Origin of the sequence: Ruminococcus sp. CAG:379 (assembly GCF_000434255.1) — a bacterium.
Classification (GTDB): domain Bacteria; phylum Bacillota; class Clostridia; order Oscillospirales; family Ruminococcaceae; genus Ruminococcus_F; species Ruminococcus_F champanellensis.
This window is the reverse complement of the sequence record NZ_FR894894.1, coordinates 20547-40013: the sequence shown is the minus strand read 5'-3', so window position 1 is coordinate 40013 and position 19467 is coordinate 20547. Positions and strand designations below refer to the sequence as shown.

Sequence of the window (19467 nt, the reverse complement as noted above, 5' to 3'; positions counted from 1 at the left end):
TCCGGTGCAGCCTGTTATGCCGGAGTCTGCTCCCATTCCCGTAGAGCCGGTTGCAGTTGCACCCAGTCCGGCACCGGTTCCGGTGCAGCCTGTTATGCCGGAGTCTGCGCCCATTCCCGTAGAGCCGGTTGCAGTTGCACCCAGTCCGGCACCGGTTCCGGTGCAGCCTGTTATGCCGGAGTCTGCGCGGCACCTGTTCCAGTTCAGCCTGTTATGCCGGAGCCTGCACCGGAGGAAGCCATTGCGCCGCCCCCTGCACAGGTGGTGGACAACATCGACGATGTTCTGGCAAGCATGCAGCAGAAATTCGCTGCCACTGCCCCGGTTCAGGCGGATGCCCCCACACCGGCACAGCCCACGGCACCTGTCAAGCCCAACCCGATCTTTGTGGGCTACAGTGCCCAGGGACAGCCGGTATACCAAGAATTCGACAACTATGGTCAGCCTATTCCCATTACCCAGCCGGTATACAGCCTGCCTCCCGTACAGCAGACACCGCCCCCCTCGTATGGGGCAAATGGAGGAAACGTGTTCCAGCAGGCAATCTCCAATCAGAATGCAAACAAGCGTTCCGCCTTTGATATGGAAAACGGCAACGCCACACCTCCTGTCATCAGCAGCGTAGAGGATATGCTCAGCGCCATGGGTGAAACAGTCACCAAGAAAAAGCAGGATGACGACAAGGTTGCGATAAACTTTGTAGAATACAAGGCTCCCCCCAAGCAGAAGCCTGCACCCAAGGCTACGCCCAAGCCCGCAGAGCCGCCCAAGCCGGCTGCACCCATGACCAAGGCGGAGGCAAAGCGGCAGAAGAAGCTGGATAAAATCAACGCAGAATTTGAAAAACAGCTGAAGGCACGGGGCTTTGACACCACAGAAGGCAACCGCATGAAGCGGGGTTAAACGGAAGGACGAAACACGATGGCAACCACAATCCAAGAAGCTCTGGCGATCTGCAACGCCAATCTGACCGGAGATCTGAAAACCGACATTCCCTACCTGGAGGGACAGGTGCGCCGCTATGCCCACGAGCCAAACGGCGAGGAACTGGCAAAACGCATTACAGAGCTGGCATTCAGCCTGCTGCCCAAGGAACAGCAGGATCAGTTCATGACCGCTACCACCCTGAACGGCAAGCGGCTGGATGAGCTGTTCCATGAGGCACGGGAGCTGCTCAACCAGGAAAAATACCAGGAGGCAGCAGTGGCACTGCGTGCCTTGACTGCAAAATGCGAGGAGGGCTTCGGCAAGGAAAGCAAGCTGCATTATTTCAGCTTCCGGAATCCCTTTGAGTACCACCTGTACCGGATGCTCTATCCGGGGCAGTCCAATATTGAACGTGCCCCCTATGATTTCGCCATGTACTGTACGCTGTACGGCTACGCCCTGGTGGAGCTGAGAAAGCTGGACGATGCAATCGAAGCGCTGGAGCAGGGCATCCGGTTCAACCCGGTAAGCTGCGATGTGCGCTTTGAACTGGCGGAGGTCTACAAGCTGAAAAAGGAACCGGAAAAGCTGCTGGCTGTAATCAGGGAATTGTTCCCCATCGCCAACAGCACCTACGCCATGTCCCGGATCTATGCAGACCTTGGATTCTACGCCATTGCGGTGCATGATTACGATGCAGCGGTATGCTTCTTCTATGAAAGCCTGGTTTACAACAACCACCCGGGAGTACAGGCAGAGCTTGTAAATCTGCGAGGGCTGATGGGGCATAACATTGAACCGCCCACCCGGAAACAGGTTCTGGCGGTATTTGAAAAGTACGAGCTGCCTGCCGGCCCCAATGAGGAACTGATCCGGCTGGCACTGGTGCTGGCGAAAACCGCCGTACAGGACGAACAGATGCAGCTGGGGGCATACTTCTACTCCATTGCCTACGACTTGACCCGGGATCCGGAAATCAAGAAGCAGATTGACGCCATCCGGACTGCCATGGCACCGGAGGAAGGCAAGCAGGCATGAGCATGCGGCGAACAGACCGACAGATGGACAGGGATTCTGCCTGGCAGGCAGTGGACGCATGCTGCTTCGGCACGGTTTCCATGCTTCTGCCGGAAGGTGAGCCCTACTGTGTGCCCCTTTCCATTGCACGGATCGGAGAAACCCTGTACTTTCACTGTGCCCAGGAGGGACTGAAGCTGAAGGCGCTGCGGAAGCATCCGGCAGTGTGTGTCAGTTGCGTGGGTATGGCGGAGCCGGTGCATGACAAATTCACCACCCGGTATACCTCAGCCATTCTCACCGGCACAGCCCAGGAGGTTACGGATGATGCGGAAAAGATCCGGGCACTTCGGGCGATCTGTGAAAAGTATACCCCGGAGAATATGTCCCGGTTCGATGCCGCCATTGCGCAAAGCCTGTCCCGCACGGGCATCTGGCGGATCGATGTGACGGGTATTACGGGCAAATGCAAAAAATAAGGCGAAAGCCGGAGGAACTTCATCCTCCGGCTTTTTTGCGTCCGGAAGTATGTTTCCCAAAAAGCAGCCCATACTGCTACCAGAGCGGCAGAAGCCGCAGCCGCAGTGCGGCGGAAGGGAGCAGTTTATGAAACAGTTTGTGTATACCATTACGGACGAGAACGGCATCCACGCAAGACCTGCCGGGCAGTTGGTGCAGGCTGCAAAGGCATACGAAAGCGAGATCACCCTGACCAAGGGGGACAAAACCGCCAGCGCCAAGAAGCTGTTTGCTCTGATGGGACTGGGGGTCAAGCAGGGGGATCCGGTAACAGTGACCGTGGAGGGATCGGACGAAGCAGAGGCTGCTGCCGGGGTAGAAGCCTTTCTCAAAGCAAATCTGTAAGCCGGAGGGATGGACATGAACAAAATACAGGGCAAGGGGGTCTGCGGTGCCGTCACCATGGGGAAGCTGTACTTTTACAAAAAGGACAACGACACCATCAGCCGGAAAACCATAACGGATCCGGAGGCGGAGCAGCAGCGATTTGACCGGGCAAGGCAGCAGGCAGCACAGGAGCTGGATGCACTCCACGAAAAGGCACTGCGGGAGGTGGGGGAAATCCACGCCCAGATCTTTGAGATCCACCGGATGATGCTGGAGGATGAGGACTATTGCAGCAGCGTCAGCCACATTATCCACACCCAGCGAGTGAATGCAGAATACGCCGTGCTGCGCACCTCCGACTCCTTCTCTCAGATGTTCTCCACCATGACCGATGAGTACATGCAGGCACGGGCGGCGGATGTGGTGGATATCTCCAACCGGCTGATCCGCTGCCTCAACGGCGGAAACGAGGAATCCCTGCTGACCCGGGAGCCGGTGATCCTGGTGGCGGAGGATCTGACCCCCAGTGAAACAGTCCAGCTGGACAAGGAAAAGATCCTGGCGTTTCTCACCCTCCGTGGCTCGGAGAACTCCCACACTGCCATTCTGGCACGCACCATGGCGATCCCGGCGGTGGTGGGGCTGGGTCAGCTGGATCCTTCCATGGAGGGGAAAACCGCCATTGTGGATGGATTCACCGGGACAGTGTGCATCGATCCGGATGCAGAAGCCATTGCCGCATACACCCGGAAAAAGCAGCAGGAAGAGGAAAAACACCGGCTGTGGCAGTCGCTCCGGGGCAAGTCCAACACCACCCGGGACGGCAGGAGCATCCGGCTTTACGCCAACATTGGGGGGCTGGATGACATCAGCGCTGCCCTGCAAAACGATGCCGGGGGTATCGGTCTGTTCCGCAGCGAATTTCTTTATTTGCAGAACGACCACATGCCCACGGAGGAGGAGCAGTTCCGGGCATACCGGGAAGCAGCGGAGAAACTGGCAGGAAAGCCCGTTATCATCCGCACCATGGACATCGGGGCGGACAAGCAGATTGATTATTTTCATCTGCCCAGGGAGGAAAATCCGGCGCTGGGGTATCGAGCCATCCGGATCTGTCTGTCGGAACCGGAGCTGTTCCGTACCCAGCTGCGTGCCCTGTACCGGGCAGGGGTATATGGGGATCTGTCCATCATGTTCCCTATGATTACCAGCCCAGAGGAAATCCGGCATATCCAGAAACAGGTGGAGCTTGCCAGGCAGGAGCTGCGTCAGCAGGAGATCCCCTTTCGGGAACACATGGAAACCGGCATCATGATCGAGACCCCTGCCGCTGCGGTCATCAGCGATATTCTGGCACCTATGGTAGATTTCTTCAGCATCGGCACCAACGATCTGACCCAGTACGCCCTTGCCATCGATCGGCAGAACCCCTCCCTGGAGGCTTTTTATCAGCCCCATCACGAGGCGGTGCTGCGACTGATCCATCAGGTGATCCGAAATGCCCACAAGGCAGGCATCTGGGCGGGCATCTGCGGCGAACTGGGGGCGGATCCGGCACTGACGGAGCGATTCCTGCGAATGGGCGTGGATGAACTGTCCGTATCCCCGGCACAGATCCTGCCCATCCGGGAAAAGATCCGCAGTATGGATCTAAGGCAATAACTGAGGAGGCAATATGGAAATCAAGCTAATCGCATGCGATCTGGACGGCACCCTGCTGGACAGCCAGGGCAGGCTCAGTCCGGAAAACCTGGATGCCATCCGCCGGATGACGGACAAGGGCTATTGCTTTGTGCCCACCAGCGGCAGGAACCGGGAACAAATCCCCCAGGCGCTACAGCAGTTTCCCGGCATCCGGTATCTGATCACCCTCAGCGGTGCCTGCGTCACACAGTTGCCGGAGGGCAAAGCTCTGTTCCGGCATCCGCTCTCCCGGGAGCATGCAGACCGACTTCTTCGCATTGGCAAACAGCAGGGAGCCGCCGTGCTGCTGTATACACCGGAGGGGGTGCTGCTGGAGCATGGGGCACTGGAACAGCGGCAGGATCGTGCCCTGTTGGAGGATGCCATCGGTGCATGCCGACAGGTGGAGGATGCACAAGCCTTTTGCCTTGCCGAAGATGTGCAGGTGGAAAAGGCAGTGTTCTTCTGCCGGGATGCTGCCCAGGAAACCCGGCTGCATCAGGCACTGGATGACGGCACATTTCAGCTTTGCGTCTCTGCGGAAAACTGCCTGGAGGTCACCGCCCGGGGCATTCACAAAGCCACCGGCATCCGGGCATTGCTGCTCCGGCTCAAGCTGCTGCCGGAACAGGTACTGACCATCGGGGATTCCGGCAACGATGTTTCCATGCTGGAGCTGACCCCGAACTCCTTTGCGGTTGCCAACGCCATGCCGGAAGCAAAGCGTGCAGCCCGGCATCTCACCGTGTCCAATGACCAGCATGTGGCGCTGCGCATTGCCCGGCTGCTTGGAATATAGGGCAGCACCGCACAAAGCTGTGCGATGTTGCCTAAAACCAGTGACAAGCCACGATTTTTGTGGTATACTAAAAGACAACATAAAGGACAACACCGGAGGCATTACATGGAACCCATCGCATACATTCACACGGACTTTCCCACCAAATTCGGACTGCCCCGTCAAAGCGGCCTGGTGGAGGCGCTGGAGGGGCAGGTAGTATTTCTGCCTGCCTACAGCAAGCCGGAGGCATTCCGGGGACTGGAGCAGTTCTCCCACATCTGGCTGATCTGGGAGTTCTCCGCCGCCAGGAAGCAAGGGGACTGGTCTCCCACTGTGCGGCCGCCCCGGCTGGGAGGCAACCAGCGCATGGGAGTATTCGCCACCCGTTCCCCCTTCCGGCCCAACAGCCTGGGGCTGTCCTGCGTCCGGCTGCAGGGGGTCAGCTTTGAGGGCGGACAAGCTGTGCTGCACGTTTCCGGCATTGATATGATGGATGGCACCCCGGTTTACGATGTAAAGCCTTACATTCCCCTGGCGGACTGCCGGACGGACGCAAGCCAGGGCTATACCCGGCAAACTGCAACCCATCAGCTAAAGGTTCACTTTCCGGCGGCATTGCTGGAACAGCTGCCGGCAGACAAGCGGGATGCGGCAGTGGGCATTTTACAGCAGGATCCCCGGCCGGGCTATTCTGAGGATCCGGATCGGATCTACGGAGTTGCCTTTGCCGGATTCGACCTGCGGTTCACGGTGACGGAGAATCAGCTGACGGTTCGGAGTGTGGAGCCTTTGGGTGAATCATAAGCGATGCCCACTGGCGGCTGCCCATAAAATATCGCCCGATCTGGCATCAGATCGGGCGATGGTGTTATATGACAAAATCCCCGCCGGATTTGTCTGCGATCAGGTCCGCAATGGTAATCCCGGAGAAGAACTGGGTAATCAGCTCATACAGCCTCTTCCACATATCCAGCGTCCGGCAGTATGCAGCCCGGTCACAGGTCTTTGCGCCCGGCTCCAGACATGCCACCGGTGCCATGGAGCCCTCGGTTACATACAGAATATCCGCTACCGTGTACTGATCCGGCGCACGGTTCAGCCGATAGCCGCCTCCCTTGCCCCGGAGTGCATCCACCAGCCCTTTTTTGCTGAGCATGGACACAATGCTTTCCAGATATTTCTCCGAGATCTCCTGCCGCTCGGCAATATCCGCCAAAGGTACATATCCGCCGCTGTTGTGCTCCGCCAGATCGATCATCACCCGCAGGGCATACCGTCCCTTCGTGGAGATCATCATAATTCCCACCTCCTTTGTTCAGCCGGTCATGACTGCTTTTGATCTTATAAACCTATTATACCACAGGAAAAATAGAATTTCAACTCTTTTTTCTGAAAACCCCTTGACAAGCAGGAAATGTTCTGCTATAATACAATCAACATATAAACCTACCGGGTAAATGAAAGGAAGGAATGTTATGAGTTATCAGTTTGAAACATTGCAGGTACACGCAGGACAGGAGAAGCCGGATCCGGCTACGGATGCCCGGGCAGTGCCCATCTACGCCACCACGTCCTATGTATTCAAGGACAGTGCCCAGGCGGCAGGCAGATTTGGTCTGACCGAAGGGGGCAATATCTACACCCGTCTGATGAACCCTACCTCCGATGTATTTGAACAGCGGATTGCTGCTCTGGAAGGCGGCGCAGCGGCTCTGGCAGTTGCCACCGGCTCCGCAGCCATTACCTACGCCATCCAGAACATTGCCCTTGCCGGGGATCATGTAGTCGCATCCCACAACCTGTACGGCGGCACCTACAACCTGCTGGCAAACACTCTGCGGGAACAGGGCATTACCACCACCTTTGTGGATCCTTCTGATCCGGCGAACTTTGAAGCAGCCATCACGGACAAGACCAAGCTGATCTACGCTGAGACCCTGGGCAACCCCAATTCTGACGTGATCGATCTGGAAGCCATCAGTGCAGTTGCCCACAAGCACGGCATTCCTCTGATCGTGGACAGCACCTTTGCAACCCCCTATCTGCTGCGTCCCATCGAGCACGGTGCAGATGTGGTGGTGCATTCCGCCACCAAGTTCATCGGTGGTCACGGCACGGTAATGGGCGGTGTCATTGTGGATTCCGGTAAGTTTGACTGGACACAGAATGACAAGTTCCCGGGACTGACTGCCCCCAACCCCTCCTATCACGGAGTGGTATTCTCCCAGGCATGCGGCAACATTGCCTACATCATGAAGATCCGCACCACCTTGCTGCGGGATCAGGGTGCCACCATCTCCCCCTTCAACTCCTTCCTGCTGCTCCAGGGTCTGGAGACCCTGTCCCTGCGGGTAGAACGGCATGTGGAAAACGCCCTGAAGGTGGTGGACTATCTGTCCAAGCACCCCCAGGTTGAACGGGTCAACCACCCTTCCCTTGCCACCGGTCACGCCAAGGAGCTGTACGATAAGTACTTCCCTAAGGGCGCAGCTCCCATCTTCACCTTTGAAATCAAGGGAGGCGCAGAGGAAGCAAAGCGCTTTACAGAAAGCCTGCAGTTGTTCTCCCTGTTGGCAAATGTGGCAGATGTAAAGTCCCTGGTGATCCACCCTGCCTCCACCACCCACTCCCAGCTGTCGGAGGAGGAGCTGCTGGCAAGCGGCATCAAGCCCAACACCATCCGGCTGTCCATCGGCACGGAGCATATCCAGGATATTCTGGCAGACCTGGAACAGGGCTTTGCTGCAGTACGCTAAACACACAACCCTTCAACGGAGCATGCAGATCTGCATGCTCCGTTTTTGTTTTGCAAAAATAATATCCCCCGGGGGATTGATTTCACATGGGATTTTCGGTATAATATAAAGGTATGGGTCCGATAAGACCCGAAAATGATACCAGCAAGGAGCAAAAATATGCTTGAATTACAGAACGTCTGTTTCGAGGCAGAGGGCAAGCAGATTCTCCGGGACATCAGTCTGACTCTGGAGGATCGCTTTGTTGCAGTCACCGGGCCCAACGGCGGCGGCAAATCCACCCTCGCCAAGATCATTATGGGCATCGACCAGCCCACCAGCGGCAGGATCCTCTTTGACGGCACGGATATTACCGGCATGTCCATCAGCGACCGGGCAAATCTGGGCATCAGCTACGCTTTTCAGCAGCCGGTACGGTTCAAGGGACTGCGGGTGCAGGATCTGCTGAAGCTGGCAAGCAAAAAGGACACCACCGTCACGGAGGCGTGCAGCGTCCTCAGCGAGGTGGGACTGTGCGCCCGGGATTACATGAACCGGGAGCTGAACAGTACCCTGTCCGGCGGCGAATTAAAGCGGATCGAGATTGCCATGGTACTGGCACGGGGCACTAAGCTGTCCATTTTCGATGAGCCGGAGGCAGGCATTGACCTGTGGAGCTTCCAGAATCTGATCCACGTATTCGAGAAAATGTACGAGAAGATCCGGGGCAGCATCCTCATCATCAGCCACCAGGAGCGGATCCTGAACATGGCGGACAAGATCCTCTACATCAAGGATGGTTCCGTTGCCGCATACGGCGCAAAGGATCAGATTCTGCCCCAGCTTCTGAAAAATCAGGACAGCAGCACCTGCAAGGTACTGACGGACAAGCTGGCAGACGGGAAAAAGGAGGTGCCGGTGGCATGAAGGAACTGAACACATACGAAAAGGAGCTGCTGCACCAGGTAGCCGAGCTGGATGCGCTGCCGGTGGGGGCATACAACATCCGTGCCAACGGTGCAAGTGCTGCCCGGAATACCACAGCGCACATTGACATTGTGACCAAAACGGACAAACCCGGCATCGACATTATCATCAAGCCCGGCACCGTGAATGAAAGTGTACATATTCCGGTTATCATCAGCGAAAGCGGACTGAAGGACAATGTGTACAACGATTTCTTCATCGGCGAAAACTGTGACGTGACCATCATTGCCGGCTGCGGCATCCACAACTGCGGCTCCGGCGACAGTCAGCACGACGGCATCCACACCTTCTTTGTGGGGGAAAACAGCAAGGTGCGCTATGTGGAAAAGCACTACGGCGAAGGAGAAGGCAGAGGCAAGCGGTTCATGAACCCCACTACCATTGTGCATCTGAACAGGAATGCCCGGATGGAGATGGAAACCACGCAGATTGCCGGCATTGACGACACGCTGCGGAAAACCACTGCGGATCTGGCGGAGGGCTCCAGCCTGGTGATTCACGACAAGATCATGACCACCGGGGATCAGCACGCCATTGCAGAGTTTGATGCAGATCTGAACGGAGCAGGCAGCAGCTGCAACATCGTCAGCCGCAGCGTTGCCAAGGAAAACAGCAGGCAGGAATACACCAGCCGACTCAACGGCAATGCCCCTTGCAGCGGCCATACGGAATGTGACGCCATAATCATGGATCACGGCTGCGTACTGGCAAGCCCCCAGCTGACTGCCAATCATGTGGACGCATCCCTGATCCACGAAGCCGCCATCGGCAAGATCGCCGGAGAACAGCTGATGAAGCTGATGACTCTGGGACTGACCGAAAAGGAAGCAGAAGAACAGATCATCAACGGGTTCCTGAAATAACATCTTAACGCAAAACAGTCCGGGAAGCAATGCTCCCCGGACTGTTTTTTATTATGATAACACTGCACAGGGCTTTGTCCGGTATTGCCTACGATTCCTTTGGCTGCCCCTGTTGCTGACACCGCACCTTTTTTATTTTCTGACTCCCTTTCAGAATTAAAAATACATCCAGCCCCAGTATCAGTAAACCTCCGCATATGTAAAAAACACTGTCCCCGGCTACGATCATGGCAATTCCCGCAACTCCGAGTAAGCCAAGTCCTCCGAAAATCAGCACAATTGCCGGATACCGCACCCATGGGGTCAACTTCGGGCTAAATGCAGCCTCCGCAATCCCTTCAAATACCACAGAAACCAAAAGCTCAATCAAGAATTCCATTTGATACCTCGCAATCATGTCGTCCCGGCAACTGCACGCCCGGGAAATAAACGGAAACGAAAGGAACCTCCGGGGCGGTCACGATCCTGCCGCTAAGAGGTGCCAATGCACCATCCAGTTCCGGAAAGCCCAGCCGCCACGCCCAAAGCTGCTGGGTGAACACCCGGTACCGCCGATTTGCCCGGACGCTTCCATACTTGTTATCCCCCAGCAGGGGCGCTCCCAGATGGGCAAGATGGGCACGGATCTGGTGCGTCCTGCCCGTATGCAGAGTCACCAGTACCAGACCCAGTCCCTGCTCCTGCGCCAGCACCCGGTATTCCGTATCAATGGGCGCAAAGCCCTCCGCCGGTGCATCCCGGATCTCCACCAGGTTTCCGGCAGGCTGCTTCCGGTGGTATGCCTGCACCCGATCCTGCTGCCTGGGAGGCAGTGCCGCCGTAACGCACAAATACTGCTTGCACAGCTGACGACTGCGGATCAGCTCGTTTATATCCCGTAAAGCAGCGGCGGTCTTTGCCCCGATCACCAGCCCTCCCGTGTTCCGATCCAGTCGGTTGCACAAAGCCGGCGTAAAGGACTGCTCCCCGGCAGGGTCATAGGTGCCTGCCTGGTACAGATGATGCAGCATCCGGTGGATCAAGGTATCCTCCGTGCCTCCATTGTCCGCATGCACCACCAGTCCCACCGGCTTGTTGAGAATCAGCACCTGCGTATCCTCATACACCACGTCCAGCTTCGCAGGGGCTTTGAGAAAGTCCGGAGTCTGCTGTGGGGCATGCTCCGGAAAAAAATCATCACTGATGAAAAAAGTCAGCACATCCCCCGGCTCCAACCGGTCGGAAATGGCGCAGCGCTTGCCGTTCCGCTTGATATGCTTGGTGCGGATGAATTTGCACATAAGACCTTTGGGCAGGGCAGGCATGGATTTGGCAAGGAACTTGTCCAGCCGCTGTCCGGCATCGTTTTGCTGAATGGTAATCTGTCGCATGGCGGCTCCTTATGAGAACCGGATGTTCAGATCCACATCCCCTTCGATGCCCGGCACCTTCCCCTTACAGCTATACTGCCAGTACTGGCAGTCATAGTAGTAAGTGGGGATGCTGCCGTATTCCGCCAGCCAGAAGGAAATGCCCTGGAGCCGGGGCAGATCCAGCTTCAGTAAGGATGTACGCTTGTTCTGGTAGATCATGGGCTCGTAGCCTGCATGCTCCACCACCCCGGAAAATGCCAGACAACAGTCCGTCAGCACGTCCACCGGCACATTGTCCGTCCGGGCAGTATCGTCATAGATCAGCTCCCAGTCGTAGGTCACAGGCAACTCCAGCTTGCAGCCCTGCAATTGCTTGACCACAAAGTTTGCCTCCTGTACAGCCTCCTCCTCACTGATGGCCTGGGAGAAGAAATAGACCCCCACCTGGAGTCCGGCAGCCTTTGCGCCCTCGTAGTTCTGCCGGAACATACTGTCCGCCATAATATCCCCGCCGCCGTAGGTGCGGTAGCCAATGCGGATGAACACAAAATTGATGCCGGACGCCTTCACCTTGTCCCAGTCAATATCCCCCTGGTGGGCGGACACGTCAATGCCCATGTCGGAAGTGATCTGTCCGTCGCTGACATAATACCGTCTGCCGTTCCGGTTCACAATCTGCTCCCGGTTCTGGGCAAAGGCAGGCACGTTATCATATACCGGCAGGTAGATCTGTCCGTATGTAGCATCACTCAGCAAAATTTTCTTGCCAGACAGCTCATAGTTCCAATCCACCTCGATCTCCCCCTTTGGGATCACAGAGATATCCTCCTGCACGCTGTTCTGCGCCATCCCTGCATTGGCTGGCACCGCCGGTTCCTCCTGCTGACGCATGCGGATCAGCAGAAATGCCACCAGGCACAGCAGCCCCAGGATCAGCACCGACTGGATGCAGATGATAAAATTTTTACGGGTTTTCGCCATAGCTTGCTCCTATCCTTCTTCTCTTTGTATGCCTGATACAGAAAGGCAATACCCCACAAGTCTGTGCGATATTGCCTGAAACACCGAACGGGTTATTTACATACCCCGTACTGTTCACGATATGCAAGCATCTTGTCCAGATATTCCTTGCCGGGCACAATATCGTTGGCAATGGCGTCAATGATATCCGCCATGGTCACGATGGGGTACACGTCAATGCCGAACTCTGCCTTGACCTCCTGGACAGCGCTCTTGTCGCTGTTCAGCCCCCGTTCCATCCGATCCACGGTGATCACCATGCCGGTAATGTTCACGTCCGCTGCACCCTTCAGCTTGGGGTATACCTCCCGGACAGCCTTGCCGGAGGTCATTACGTCCTCGATGATGACAACCTGCTCCCCGGCTTCCAGCTGCTTACCCACGAACATGCCGCCTTCTCCGTGATCCTTGACTTCCTTCCGGTCAAAGCAGTAATGCACGGACTTGCCATACTTGTGATACAGGGCAACTGCCGCAGATACGGACAGGGGAATGCCCTTATACGCCGGGCCGAACAGGGTCTGTACCGGAATGTTGTTCTCCTGGATGCATGCAGCGTAGTATTCACCCAGCTTTGCCAGGTGCTCTCCGGTGTTGTAATTGCCCGCATTCACAAAATAGGGCGCAACCCGTCCACTCTTGAGGGTAAATTCTCCGAAGGTCAATACTCCGCAATCCACCATGAATTTAATAAAGCTTTCCTTGTACGTCATAATATCCTCCTATGTATGGGGCGATGCCCCAAAATTATACAACAATCTGTTCCAGCTGCCGGATCCACTGCGCCGCACAGGCATCGCTGGGCATCCGCCAGTCTCCTCTGGGAGAAAGGGTCACGCTGCCGATCTTCACCCCATCCGGCAGGCAGGAGCGCTTGAACTGCTGACTGAAAAACCGCCAGTAGAACTTCCGTTCCCACTTTAAGATCACATCCGGGGCAAACTGCCCGTCAAAGGCAATGCACGCCATCCGGAAGATCTTCTTCGGGGACATGCCGAACCGCACCATGTGATACAGGAAAAAGTCATGCAGCAGATAGGGCCCCACCAGATCCTCGGTTTTCTGACGGATCTCCCCGTTTTCCTCCGGCGGCAGAAGCTCCGGGCTTACCGGCGTGTCCAGCACATCCAGCAGTACGCTGCGCAGCGCCTCCTCCGACTGCTCCGCCCGGTGTGCAACCAGATAGCGCACCAGGGTCTTGGGCACGGAGGCGTTGACCCCGTACATGCTCATATGATCCCCGTTATAAGTCGCCCAGCCCAGCGCAAGCTCCGACAGATCCCCGGTGCCGATCACGATGCCGCCGCACTGGTTGGCAAAATCCATCAGCACCTGGGTACGCTCCCGTGCCTGCCCGTTTTCATAGGTCACATCGTGGCAATCCGGATCGTGACCAATGTCTGCAAAATGCTGCATCACGCTGTCCCGGATGGGGATCTCCCGGAGATCCGCCCCGTATGCCTTTGCAAGAGCGCAGGCGTTCCGATATGTCCGGTCTGTAGTGCCGAAGCAGGGCATGGTAATGGCGTGGATCCCATGATGGGGCAGTCCCAGCCGGTCATATGCCATAACGGTGACGATCAGCGCCAGGGTGGAATCCAATCCCCCGGACAGACCGATCACCACGTCCTGGCAATGGATATGCCGCAGCCGGGTCATAAGCCCTACCGCCTGCATCTGCAGGATCTCGCCGCACCGATCATCCAGTTCGCTTTTCCCGGCGGGCACAAAGGGCGTTGCGGCACAAAGGGCGTTGCCGGGAACTGCCGCTCCAGCCGGGTCTCCCGGATGGGATAATCAAAATACTCCACCACAAAGGCAGGCTCCTCCGCCCCGTGGGAAGTGTTGGTGCGCCGCCGCTCTGCCGTCAGCTTCTGTATGTCAATATCCCCGTAGAGAATGCCTCCGGCAAAGCGCTTTGCCTCCGCCAGAGTGGTGCCGCTTTCTGCGATCAGATTATGCCCGGCGAACACCATATCCGTGGTGGATTCTCCGATGCCTGCGTCCGCATAGGCATAGGCACAGAACAGACTGCCCGACTTGGCTTCAATGATCTTCTTCCGGTACGCCGCCTTGCCAATGGTTTCATCGCTGGCGGACAGATTCACGATCAGCACCGCTCCCTGGGCAGCCAGCCGGTCGGAGGGGCTTGCCCCCACCCATACATCCTCACAAATTTCCACGCCAAAAGAAAATTCTGGCATATCCACGCAGGAAAACCGCATATCCGCTCCCATGGGGCAGGTGCGCCCGTGGATGCTGCAATGCCGCACCATCCGGTTGCCGGGGGTGAAATAGCGCAGCTCCTGGAATTCCCCGTAATTGGGGATATTCAGCTTGGGCACGATGCCCAGGATCTGTCCGCTCTGGCATACGGCAGCGCAGTTGTACAGCTTCCCGTCCACTGCAATGGGCAGTCCGATCACTGCGAGCATATCCAGCTCCTCTGTCTGCTTCAGAATGTCAAACAGAGCGTCCAGTGCCCCCTCCAGCAGGGTGTCCTGCAAAAACAGATCCAGACAGGTATAACCTGTGATGCAAAGCTCCGGAAATACCGTCAGCGCCGCTCCGGCATGCGCCGCTTCCTGCATCATACGGACAATCTGCTCCCTGTTGTAAGCGCAGTCTGCTACATGCACATCCGGTGTTGCGCAGGCGATTTTCAAAAAGCCGTCCTTCACGCCCTGACCTCCCTTTCTTCTGACGGTATCCCATCAGTTTGATTCAGATGTATTTATTATACCCTGAATCCACATAAAATGCAAGGGGACGGAGAGAAATCCCCGTCCCCGATGCTTTTATGAAATGCGGAGGGATGCTGCCGCCCAGCCTTCCTTTTCCCGAACCTCCAGTAAGGCAAAGCCTGCTTTTTTCAGCTGATCCAACACCTCGTCCCGACGCTCCATGATGATGCCGGACATGATCAATGAGCCCTCCGGCCGCAAAAATTGCCGGAACAGCTGCTTCATGGCGATCAGCACGTCCGCCACAATATTGGCACAGATCAGATCATAGCCATCACCGATCTCCCGACACAGCGTTTCATCCTCCAGCACATTGCCGCAGAACACCCGGTACAGTGTCGGGTCAATGTGGTTCTTCCGGGCATTCTCCGTTGCAGTGGCTGCCGCATTTTCCTCGATATCCACTGCGGTAGCGCCGGATGCCCCCAGCAGCAGCGCCCCGATGGACAGGATCCCACTGCCGCAGCCCAGATCCAGTACACGATCCCCCGGATGCATCAGCTGCTCCAGCAGTTCCAGGCAGAGCCGGGTGGTGTGATGCTGCCCTGTACCGAAGCTGGATGCAGGATCGATCTCCAGCACTGCCCGGTTCCAGGGGTTTTCACACATTTCCCAGGAGGGCTTGATAAGGAGCCGTTCTCCCACAGTGAAGGGCTTGAAATACTGCTTCCAGTTGTTCGCCCAGTCCTCCTCCCGGACGTTTTTCAACGTCAGCTCCAGGGTACCGAACAGTTGCGCATCGTCCCGGGCGTGGATCTGCGCCAGCATTGCCCGCAGGGCAACCAGCTGCTCCGCCCCCTGTGCATTGTCCGGCAGGTACACAGTCACTGTTGTATCCCCTTGCGCCATACCCAGCAAATCCTGGTCAATGTAGTCCCACTTACCTTCCTTGTTCTGCAAAAACTCCTGGAAATCCGCCGGATCCGCAATGGAAAAGCCCTTGATGCCCAGATCCGTCAGCATGGCGCAAAGGGCATCCACCCCGGCAGAGGCGGTAATAATCTGTATTTCGATCCAATTCATGTCGTATAATCCTTCCAATCATATAATCCGTCCTGCATGCGCTGCATCAGCACCACATCCATCAAGGTCAGTTCGCCGTCCCGATCCACGTCCGCAGCCTCCAGCTGTCGGCTGTTCAGCTCCAGATTTCCTGCCAGATACGCATACAGCAGCACTGTATCCACAGCGTCCACCTGTCCGTTGCCATTCAGATCTCCGGGCATCAGCGTACCCATCGTAGTCGTGGTGGTCTGCTCCGGCGCTGTCGTTACGGGCACTGTGGTCTGTGTGGTTGTGGTGGTGCTGGTAGTCGTGGGCTGGGGCGTGGTGGTGGTTGTCGTGGTGGTTGTAGTTGTAGTTGTTGTCGTCGTGGTGGTAGTTGTGGTTGTGGTTGTGGTCGTGGTCGTGATGGTAGTGGCAGCCACCGGCTCCATATACTTCATACATACCCAGCCGGTCTTGCCTTGATAGTTCAGCCTGCCCCAGCCATCCTGCACCTCCAGAATATCTACTTCCTCCAGATACGCCAGCATGCCGATGGCACCGATGGTGGAACCCACACCGCCCCGCACATACAAGCCGTTGTCCGAGGTGGAGCGATACCGCCCCGTGGGATAGGAGTAATCCCCTTCCACATAGGTGCAGTATTCCAGACAGATCCAGCCCACCTTGCCGTTGTAGGTGATCCGACCCCATGCACCGGAGGTACCCTCCACGGTCACCAGGGTATCCTTGGGGATATCCGCCAGGATCTCATAGGTGATGCCTGCGTTCGCCCGGAAGTTCAGCCCCGTATTGGTGGTGTATCTGCCGGTTTTGTAATAGCTCTCCACCGGTGCATTCCCGGTGGTAGGCGGAGGGTTCAGCCCCTTGAACAGGCGGATCTGGGTCACACCGGCGCAGTCGTAGGAATCAAACAGATTGGTCTTTGCGTTGCTTGCCGGATCCATGATATACACTTCCCCGTCCTTGACATAATCCACTGCCACCCAGTGCCCACGATTCTTCACAGACACCGCCATGTAGTATCCATCCTGGATGTATTTTTCAAGCTCCGCCACTTTTTCAGCCTCCGTGGTGGTCTTGAAACTGGTGTATGCACAGAAGTGGAATTCCGGCACAAGTCCGGTTACTACAGTCCAGTAAATATTGCCGGAGCTGTCGAAACCGCCGTTTTTGCTCAAATAGTTGCACAGCTTACCCGGGTCAAAGGTTTCCTCCGTTGCAGAGCCGGAATGTACCACCAGCTTCGCAAGGGATGTGACGGCGCAGCCAATTCTGGACATGGTTGCGCCACTGGAACCCAGCTGAATGCTTCCCCAACGGGAGTCTGTCTGCAGCCAGCTTTTATATTCGCCGGATGCTGCCTGCACCGGGATGCTCAGACGGCATATGCCTGTGATCATGATCATAGCCGCCAGCACCGCTGCTGTCATTCGCTTTCCGAGTATGTTCATCATAATCCCCACTTTCGGTTCAGTTATGCCAATTCCATGCTGTCCCCTTTTTTTCGTTTTCTTCTTTTCTTTCTTGCTTCTCTTTGTACCTGTGTGATCCGATCCCGTGCCAGGGTGTATTCTGCATACAGTCCCGGAACCGCCGCCCCATCCAGGGGTCTTTGTGCGTAGATGCACTGCTCCAGTGCGGCAAGGATTCTGTCACAGCCTGCCTGATACTGCACTTGCAGCTGCCGTGAAAGCTCCTCTGCGGTACAGCCATCGGAAAGCTGTGCCTGTTTCTTGATCCGTGCCATCAGCAGGGATGCTGCCTGCTCCGGCGCAGTGCGGAATACCCGCCAGCGGAACCATGCCTCTGCAATGCGTCTGTGCAGCAGCCACCAGAGCAGCACTGCCAGCGCAAAGCCACCCAGCACCATCAGACCGATGAACCGCACCAGGCTATCCACCTGAAGCCCATCGGATGTATCCCCGGCGGAAATGGTAGGATCCATGGAGTACCAGCCAATGCCGGTCAGATACACCTCCGCAAAGGCGTGGGCATCATCTCCCCGGATCACGAACATGCCCTTCTGGTCGGTTTCGTTCATGGAGTACCCTTCCACATACCGGGCAGGGATCCCCACCGCCCGGCACATCAGCACATAGGAGGTGGCAAAGTCAAAGCAGATGCCCCGGCGGGTGCTTGTCAGAAAGGTCTCCGCATTCTCCCCCGGACTTTTGTAATAGGTTTTGTCGTACACAAAGCCGTTGTGCCAGAAGTACTGCTCCAGCAGCTGTGCCTTTTCCAGGTCGCTCTGTGCATCCCCCACGATGGACTGGGCAAGGGTCTTGACCCCCTCCGGAATCTCCGGTGCGTCCGCAGCCATGTAGTCATCTGTCAGCAGACGGCTGTACCGGACAATGCGGTAGGCACGCTTCAGCGCCTCTCTTTCCTCCGCGGGCAGGTCACTTGCCCCGAACCAGGCATGCCGCAGCAATTGCTTCCACTGCTCCTGATCCAGCGTCCGGTTCAGATACACTGCCAGCTCCGTCAACTGATCCTGCTGCCCGTAGTACTGCACCCGGTAGCTGCGCATCACACTGTTATCATACAGCACGCCGCTGCGGGTCACGCTGCTGTTATTGGCGCCGTAGCAGATACTCCAGTAGGTAGGAGTCAGTCCGAAGTTATACTGTGCCTTTTCCGCATACACCGTGCAGGCACGGGCAGTGGTGCGGGGCTGTTCGGAAAAGCCCGTCAGATCCAGCCCGTATCGCGCCCCGATGGAAGGATCCGCAGTCAGCACATGCAGCAGCGCATTGGACAGCAGAGCCGGATCCACATTCACCGGATCCTCTGCCGGCGATATGGTACCATCCGGTTTTTGATCCTGCTTCCCTGCTTTCCAGGTATCCGTTGCGGGATCGTACAGAGTGAAGGTCTTGAATTTCAGATTCAGCGGCTCCGGTGCCTGTACATAGAACATGATCTTGCTGCTGTTCTGATAGAACCCATCCACATGGGAGGAATCGGTAAATTCATTGATGCGTTCCATCAGGAAATCCGTCAGAGAATCAAAATTCAGCAAGCTTTCGATCAGCTGCCGATCCGCCTGCACCGCAGGCTTGGGCAAAATCAGCACCGCCGCCAGAGCAATCCACAGAAAGATGGTACCGGAGCAGATTTCCGCCGGCTTCGGTGCATCCGAACTGGGTCGCCGGTTCCGGCAATAGATCATCACCGCAAAATAGGCTGCAGGCAGCAGGAGCATCAGCCATACCGGCATAGGATCTCCTTCACGGCCGAACAGCAGGAAGGGGAACATCATCAGTACAAAGGTCACCAGAACCCTGTACTGGATCCGGGTAAAGAAATGGACGCAGAAGCCGATGAAAATGCCAAACAGCAGGAACATCACCAGGGTGTATGGCCCGGAAAAGTCCAGAACGGACTGGGGAGTCAGCACCCAGATGAAAAACTCCACCTGCTGACTTGGCTCAACCAGCTGAATCAGCTGGGAGATCAGAAACAAGGACAAAAACAGCCCTGCCAGATAGATCAGCCAGCCCC

Annotated in this window: 20 protein-coding genes; 10 read left to right on the top strand and 10 right to left on the bottom strand. The window is 56.6% G+C overall.

Annotated elements, in window-relative coordinates:
- The 7 genes from QVO51_RS06390 to tsaA all read left to right on the top strand — a co-directional run.
- On the top strand, positions 1 to 903 hold a 903-nt coding region (locus tag QVO51_RS06390), incomplete at its 5' end, for a hypothetical protein (protein WP_288167934.1).
- An 18-nt stretch (positions 904 to 921) separates the two neighbouring features.
- Positions 922 to 1965: a tetratricopeptide repeat protein gene (locus tag QVO51_RS06385; RefSeq protein WP_022357701.1), complete on the top strand. Its 1044-nt coding sequence runs from the start codon at positions 922 to 924 to the stop codon at positions 1963 to 1965.
- Between the two features lie 2 nt (positions 1966 to 1967).
- Positions 1968 to 2423 carry a pyridoxamine 5'-phosphate oxidase family protein gene (locus QVO51_RS06380; protein WP_022357700.1) on the top strand — a complete coding sequence of 152 codons (456 nt, stop codon included), beginning with the start codon at positions 1968 to 1970 and terminating at the stop codon, positions 2421 to 2423.
- A gap of 127 nt (positions 2424 to 2550) precedes the next feature.
- Positions 2551 to 2808, top strand: coding sequence for an HPr family phosphocarrier protein (locus tag QVO51_RS06375; RefSeq protein WP_022357699.1), 258 nt, complete (start codon positions 2551 to 2553; stop codon positions 2806 to 2808).
- 15 nt (positions 2809 to 2823) lie between these two features.
- On the top strand, positions 2824 to 4452 hold the full coding sequence (gene ptsP, locus QVO51_RS06370) for a phosphoenolpyruvate--protein phosphotransferase (RefSeq protein ID WP_022357698.1): 1629 nt from the start codon (positions 2824 to 2826) through the stop codon (positions 4450 to 4452).
- 13 nt (positions 4453 to 4465) lie between these two features.
- Entirely contained in the window at positions 4466 to 5272 is an 807-nt protein-coding gene (locus QVO51_RS06365) for a Cof-type HAD-IIB family hydrolase (protein ID WP_022357697.1), read from the top strand.
- Positions 5273 to 5377: 105 nt separating this feature from the next.
- Positions 5378 to 6058, top strand: coding sequence for a tRNA (N6-threonylcarbamoyladenosine(37)-N6)-methyltransferase TrmO (tsaA, locus tag QVO51_RS06360; RefSeq protein ID WP_022357696.1), 681 nt, complete (start codon positions 5378 to 5380; stop codon positions 6056 to 6058).
- Between the two features lie 64 nt (positions 6059 to 6122).
- On the opposite strand, the gene QVO51_RS06355 is transcribed toward tsaA, so the two are convergent.
- On the bottom strand, positions 6123 to 6551 hold the full coding sequence (locus QVO51_RS06355) for an RrF2 family transcriptional regulator (RefSeq protein WP_015557854.1): 429 nt from the start codon (positions 6549 to 6551) through the stop codon (positions 6123 to 6125).
- A gap of 178 nt (positions 6552 to 6729) precedes the next feature.
- Between QVO51_RS06355 and QVO51_RS06350 the strand changes: the two genes are divergently transcribed.
- From QVO51_RS06350 to QVO51_RS06340, 3 genes are all read left to right on the top strand, one after another.
- Positions 6730 to 8010 (top strand): O-acetylhomoserine aminocarboxypropyltransferase/cysteine synthase family protein, encoded by a 1281-nt coding sequence (locus tag QVO51_RS06350; RefSeq protein WP_022357695.1) that lies wholly within the window; start codon positions 6730 to 6732, stop codon positions 8008 to 8010.
- Between the two features lie 159 nt (positions 8011 to 8169).
- Complete coding sequence (locus QVO51_RS06345) at positions 8170 to 8916, top strand: ABC transporter ATP-binding protein (RefSeq protein ID WP_022357694.1); 747 nt, start codon at positions 8170 to 8172, stop codon at positions 8914 to 8916.
- Positions 8913 to 9839: a SufB/SufD family protein gene (locus tag QVO51_RS06340; protein WP_015557851.1), complete on the top strand. Its 927-nt coding sequence runs from the start codon at positions 8913 to 8915 to the stop codon at positions 9837 to 9839. The genes QVO51_RS06345 and QVO51_RS06340 overlap by 4 nt, the downstream gene beginning before the upstream one ends.
- A gap of 88 nt (positions 9840 to 9927) precedes the next feature.
- On the opposite strand, the gene QVO51_RS06335 is transcribed toward QVO51_RS06340, so the two are convergent.
- The 9 genes from QVO51_RS06335 to QVO51_RS06300 form a co-directional block, all read right to left on the bottom strand.
- A complete protein-coding gene (locus QVO51_RS06335; RefSeq protein WP_022357693.1) occupies positions 9928 to 10218 on the bottom strand; it encodes a hypothetical protein in 291 nt (96 codons plus the stop codon).
- On the bottom strand, positions 10202 to 11209 hold the full coding sequence (locus QVO51_RS06330) for an RluA family pseudouridine synthase (RefSeq protein ID WP_022357692.1): 1008 nt from the start codon (positions 11207 to 11209) through the stop codon (positions 10202 to 10204). Before QVO51_RS06330 ends, QVO51_RS06335 begins: the two co-directional genes overlap by 17 nt.
- 9 nt (positions 11210 to 11218) lie before the next feature.
- Positions 11219 to 12172 carry a GH25 family lysozyme gene (locus QVO51_RS06325; RefSeq protein ID WP_022357691.1) on the bottom strand — a complete coding sequence of 318 codons (954 nt, stop codon included), beginning with the start codon at positions 12170 to 12172 and terminating at the stop codon, positions 11219 to 11221.
- Between the two features lie 92 nt (positions 12173 to 12264).
- Complete coding sequence (gene pyrE / locus QVO51_RS06320) at positions 12265 to 12924, bottom strand: orotate phosphoribosyltransferase (protein ID WP_022357690.1); 660 nt, start codon at positions 12922 to 12924, stop codon at positions 12265 to 12267.
- A gap of 34 nt (positions 12925 to 12958) precedes the next feature.
- Positions 12959 to 13939, bottom strand: coding sequence for an NAD(+) synthase (locus QVO51_RS10905; protein WP_369677903.1), 981 nt, complete (start codon positions 13937 to 13939; stop codon positions 12959 to 12961).
- The gene (locus tag QVO51_RS10900) at positions 13876 to 14892 is read right to left on the bottom strand and encodes a nitrilase-related carbon-nitrogen hydrolase (RefSeq protein WP_022357688.1); all 1017 of its coding nucleotides are present in this window, start codon (positions 14890 to 14892) and stop codon (positions 13876 to 13878) included. Before QVO51_RS10900 ends, QVO51_RS10905 begins: the two co-directional genes overlap by 64 nt.
- Before the next feature lie 117 nt (positions 14893 to 15009).
- Complete coding sequence (gene prmA / locus QVO51_RS06310) at positions 15010 to 15978, bottom strand: 50S ribosomal protein L11 methyltransferase (RefSeq protein ID WP_022357687.1); 969 nt, start codon at positions 15976 to 15978, stop codon at positions 15010 to 15012.
- Entirely contained in the window at positions 15975 to 17417 is a 1443-nt protein-coding gene (locus QVO51_RS06305) for an SH3 domain-containing protein (RefSeq protein ID WP_288167933.1), read from the bottom strand. Before QVO51_RS06305 ends, prmA begins: the two co-directional genes overlap by 4 nt.
- Before the next feature lie 20 nt (positions 17418 to 17437).
- Positions 17438 to 19467 (bottom strand): transglutaminase domain-containing protein (locus QVO51_RS06300; protein ID WP_288167932.1); only part of this gene is annotated, 2030 nt, incomplete at its 5' end.

Bases quoted from the DNA above. Each gene is read 5' to 3' on its own strand.
- QVO51_RS06385 (WP_022357701.1), top strand. From the start codon at position 922: ATGGCAACCACAATCCAAGAAGCTCTGGCGATCTGCAACGCCAATCTG.
- QVO51_RS06380 (WP_022357700.1), top strand. From the start codon at position 1,968: ATGCGGCGAACAGACCGACAGATGGACAGGGATTCTGCCTGGCAGGCA.
- QVO51_RS06375 (WP_022357699.1), top strand. From the start codon at position 2,551: ATGAAACAGTTTGTGTATACCATTACGGACGAGAACGGCATCCACGCA.
- ptsP (WP_022357698.1), top strand. From the start codon at position 2,824: ATGAACAAAATACAGGGCAAGGGGGTCTGCGGTGCCGTCACCATGGGG.
- QVO51_RS06365 (WP_022357697.1), top strand. From the start codon at position 4,466: ATGGAAATCAAGCTAATCGCATGCGATCTGGACGGCACCCTGCTGGAC.
- tsaA (WP_022357696.1), top strand. From the start codon at position 5,378: ATGGAACCCATCGCATACATTCACACGGACTTTCCCACCAAATTCGGA.
- QVO51_RS06355 (WP_015557854.1), bottom strand. From the start codon at position 6,551: ATGATGATCTCCACGAAGGGACGGTATGCCCTGCGGGTGATGATCGAT.
- QVO51_RS06350 (WP_022357695.1), top strand. From the start codon at position 6,730: ATGAGTTATCAGTTTGAAACATTGCAGGTACACGCAGGACAGGAGAAG.
- QVO51_RS06345 (WP_022357694.1), top strand. From the start codon at position 8,170: ATGCTTGAATTACAGAACGTCTGTTTCGAGGCAGAGGGCAAGCAGATT.
- QVO51_RS06340 (WP_015557851.1), top strand. From the start codon at position 8,913: ATGAAGGAACTGAACACATACGAAAAGGAGCTGCTGCACCAGGTAGCC.
- QVO51_RS06335 (WP_022357693.1), bottom strand. From the start codon at position 10,218: ATGGAATTCTTGATTGAGCTTTTGGTTTCTGTGGTATTTGAAGGGATT.
- QVO51_RS06330 (WP_022357692.1), bottom strand. From the start codon at position 11,209: ATGCGACAGATTACCATTCAGCAAAACGATGCCGGACAGCGGCTGGAC.
- QVO51_RS06325 (WP_022357691.1), bottom strand. From the start codon at position 12,172: ATGGCGAAAACCCGTAAAAATTTTATCATCTGCATCCAGTCGGTGCTG.
- pyrE (WP_022357690.1), bottom strand. From the start codon at position 12,924: ATGACGTACAAGGAAAGCTTTATTAAATTCATGGTGGATTGCGGAGTA.
- prmA (WP_022357687.1), bottom strand. From the start codon at position 15,978: ATGAATTGGATCGAAATACAGATTATTACCGCCTCTGCCGGGGTGGAT.
- QVO51_RS06305 (WP_288167933.1), bottom strand. From the start codon at position 17,417: ATGATGAACATACTCGGAAAGCGAATGACAGCAGCGGTGCTGGCGGCT.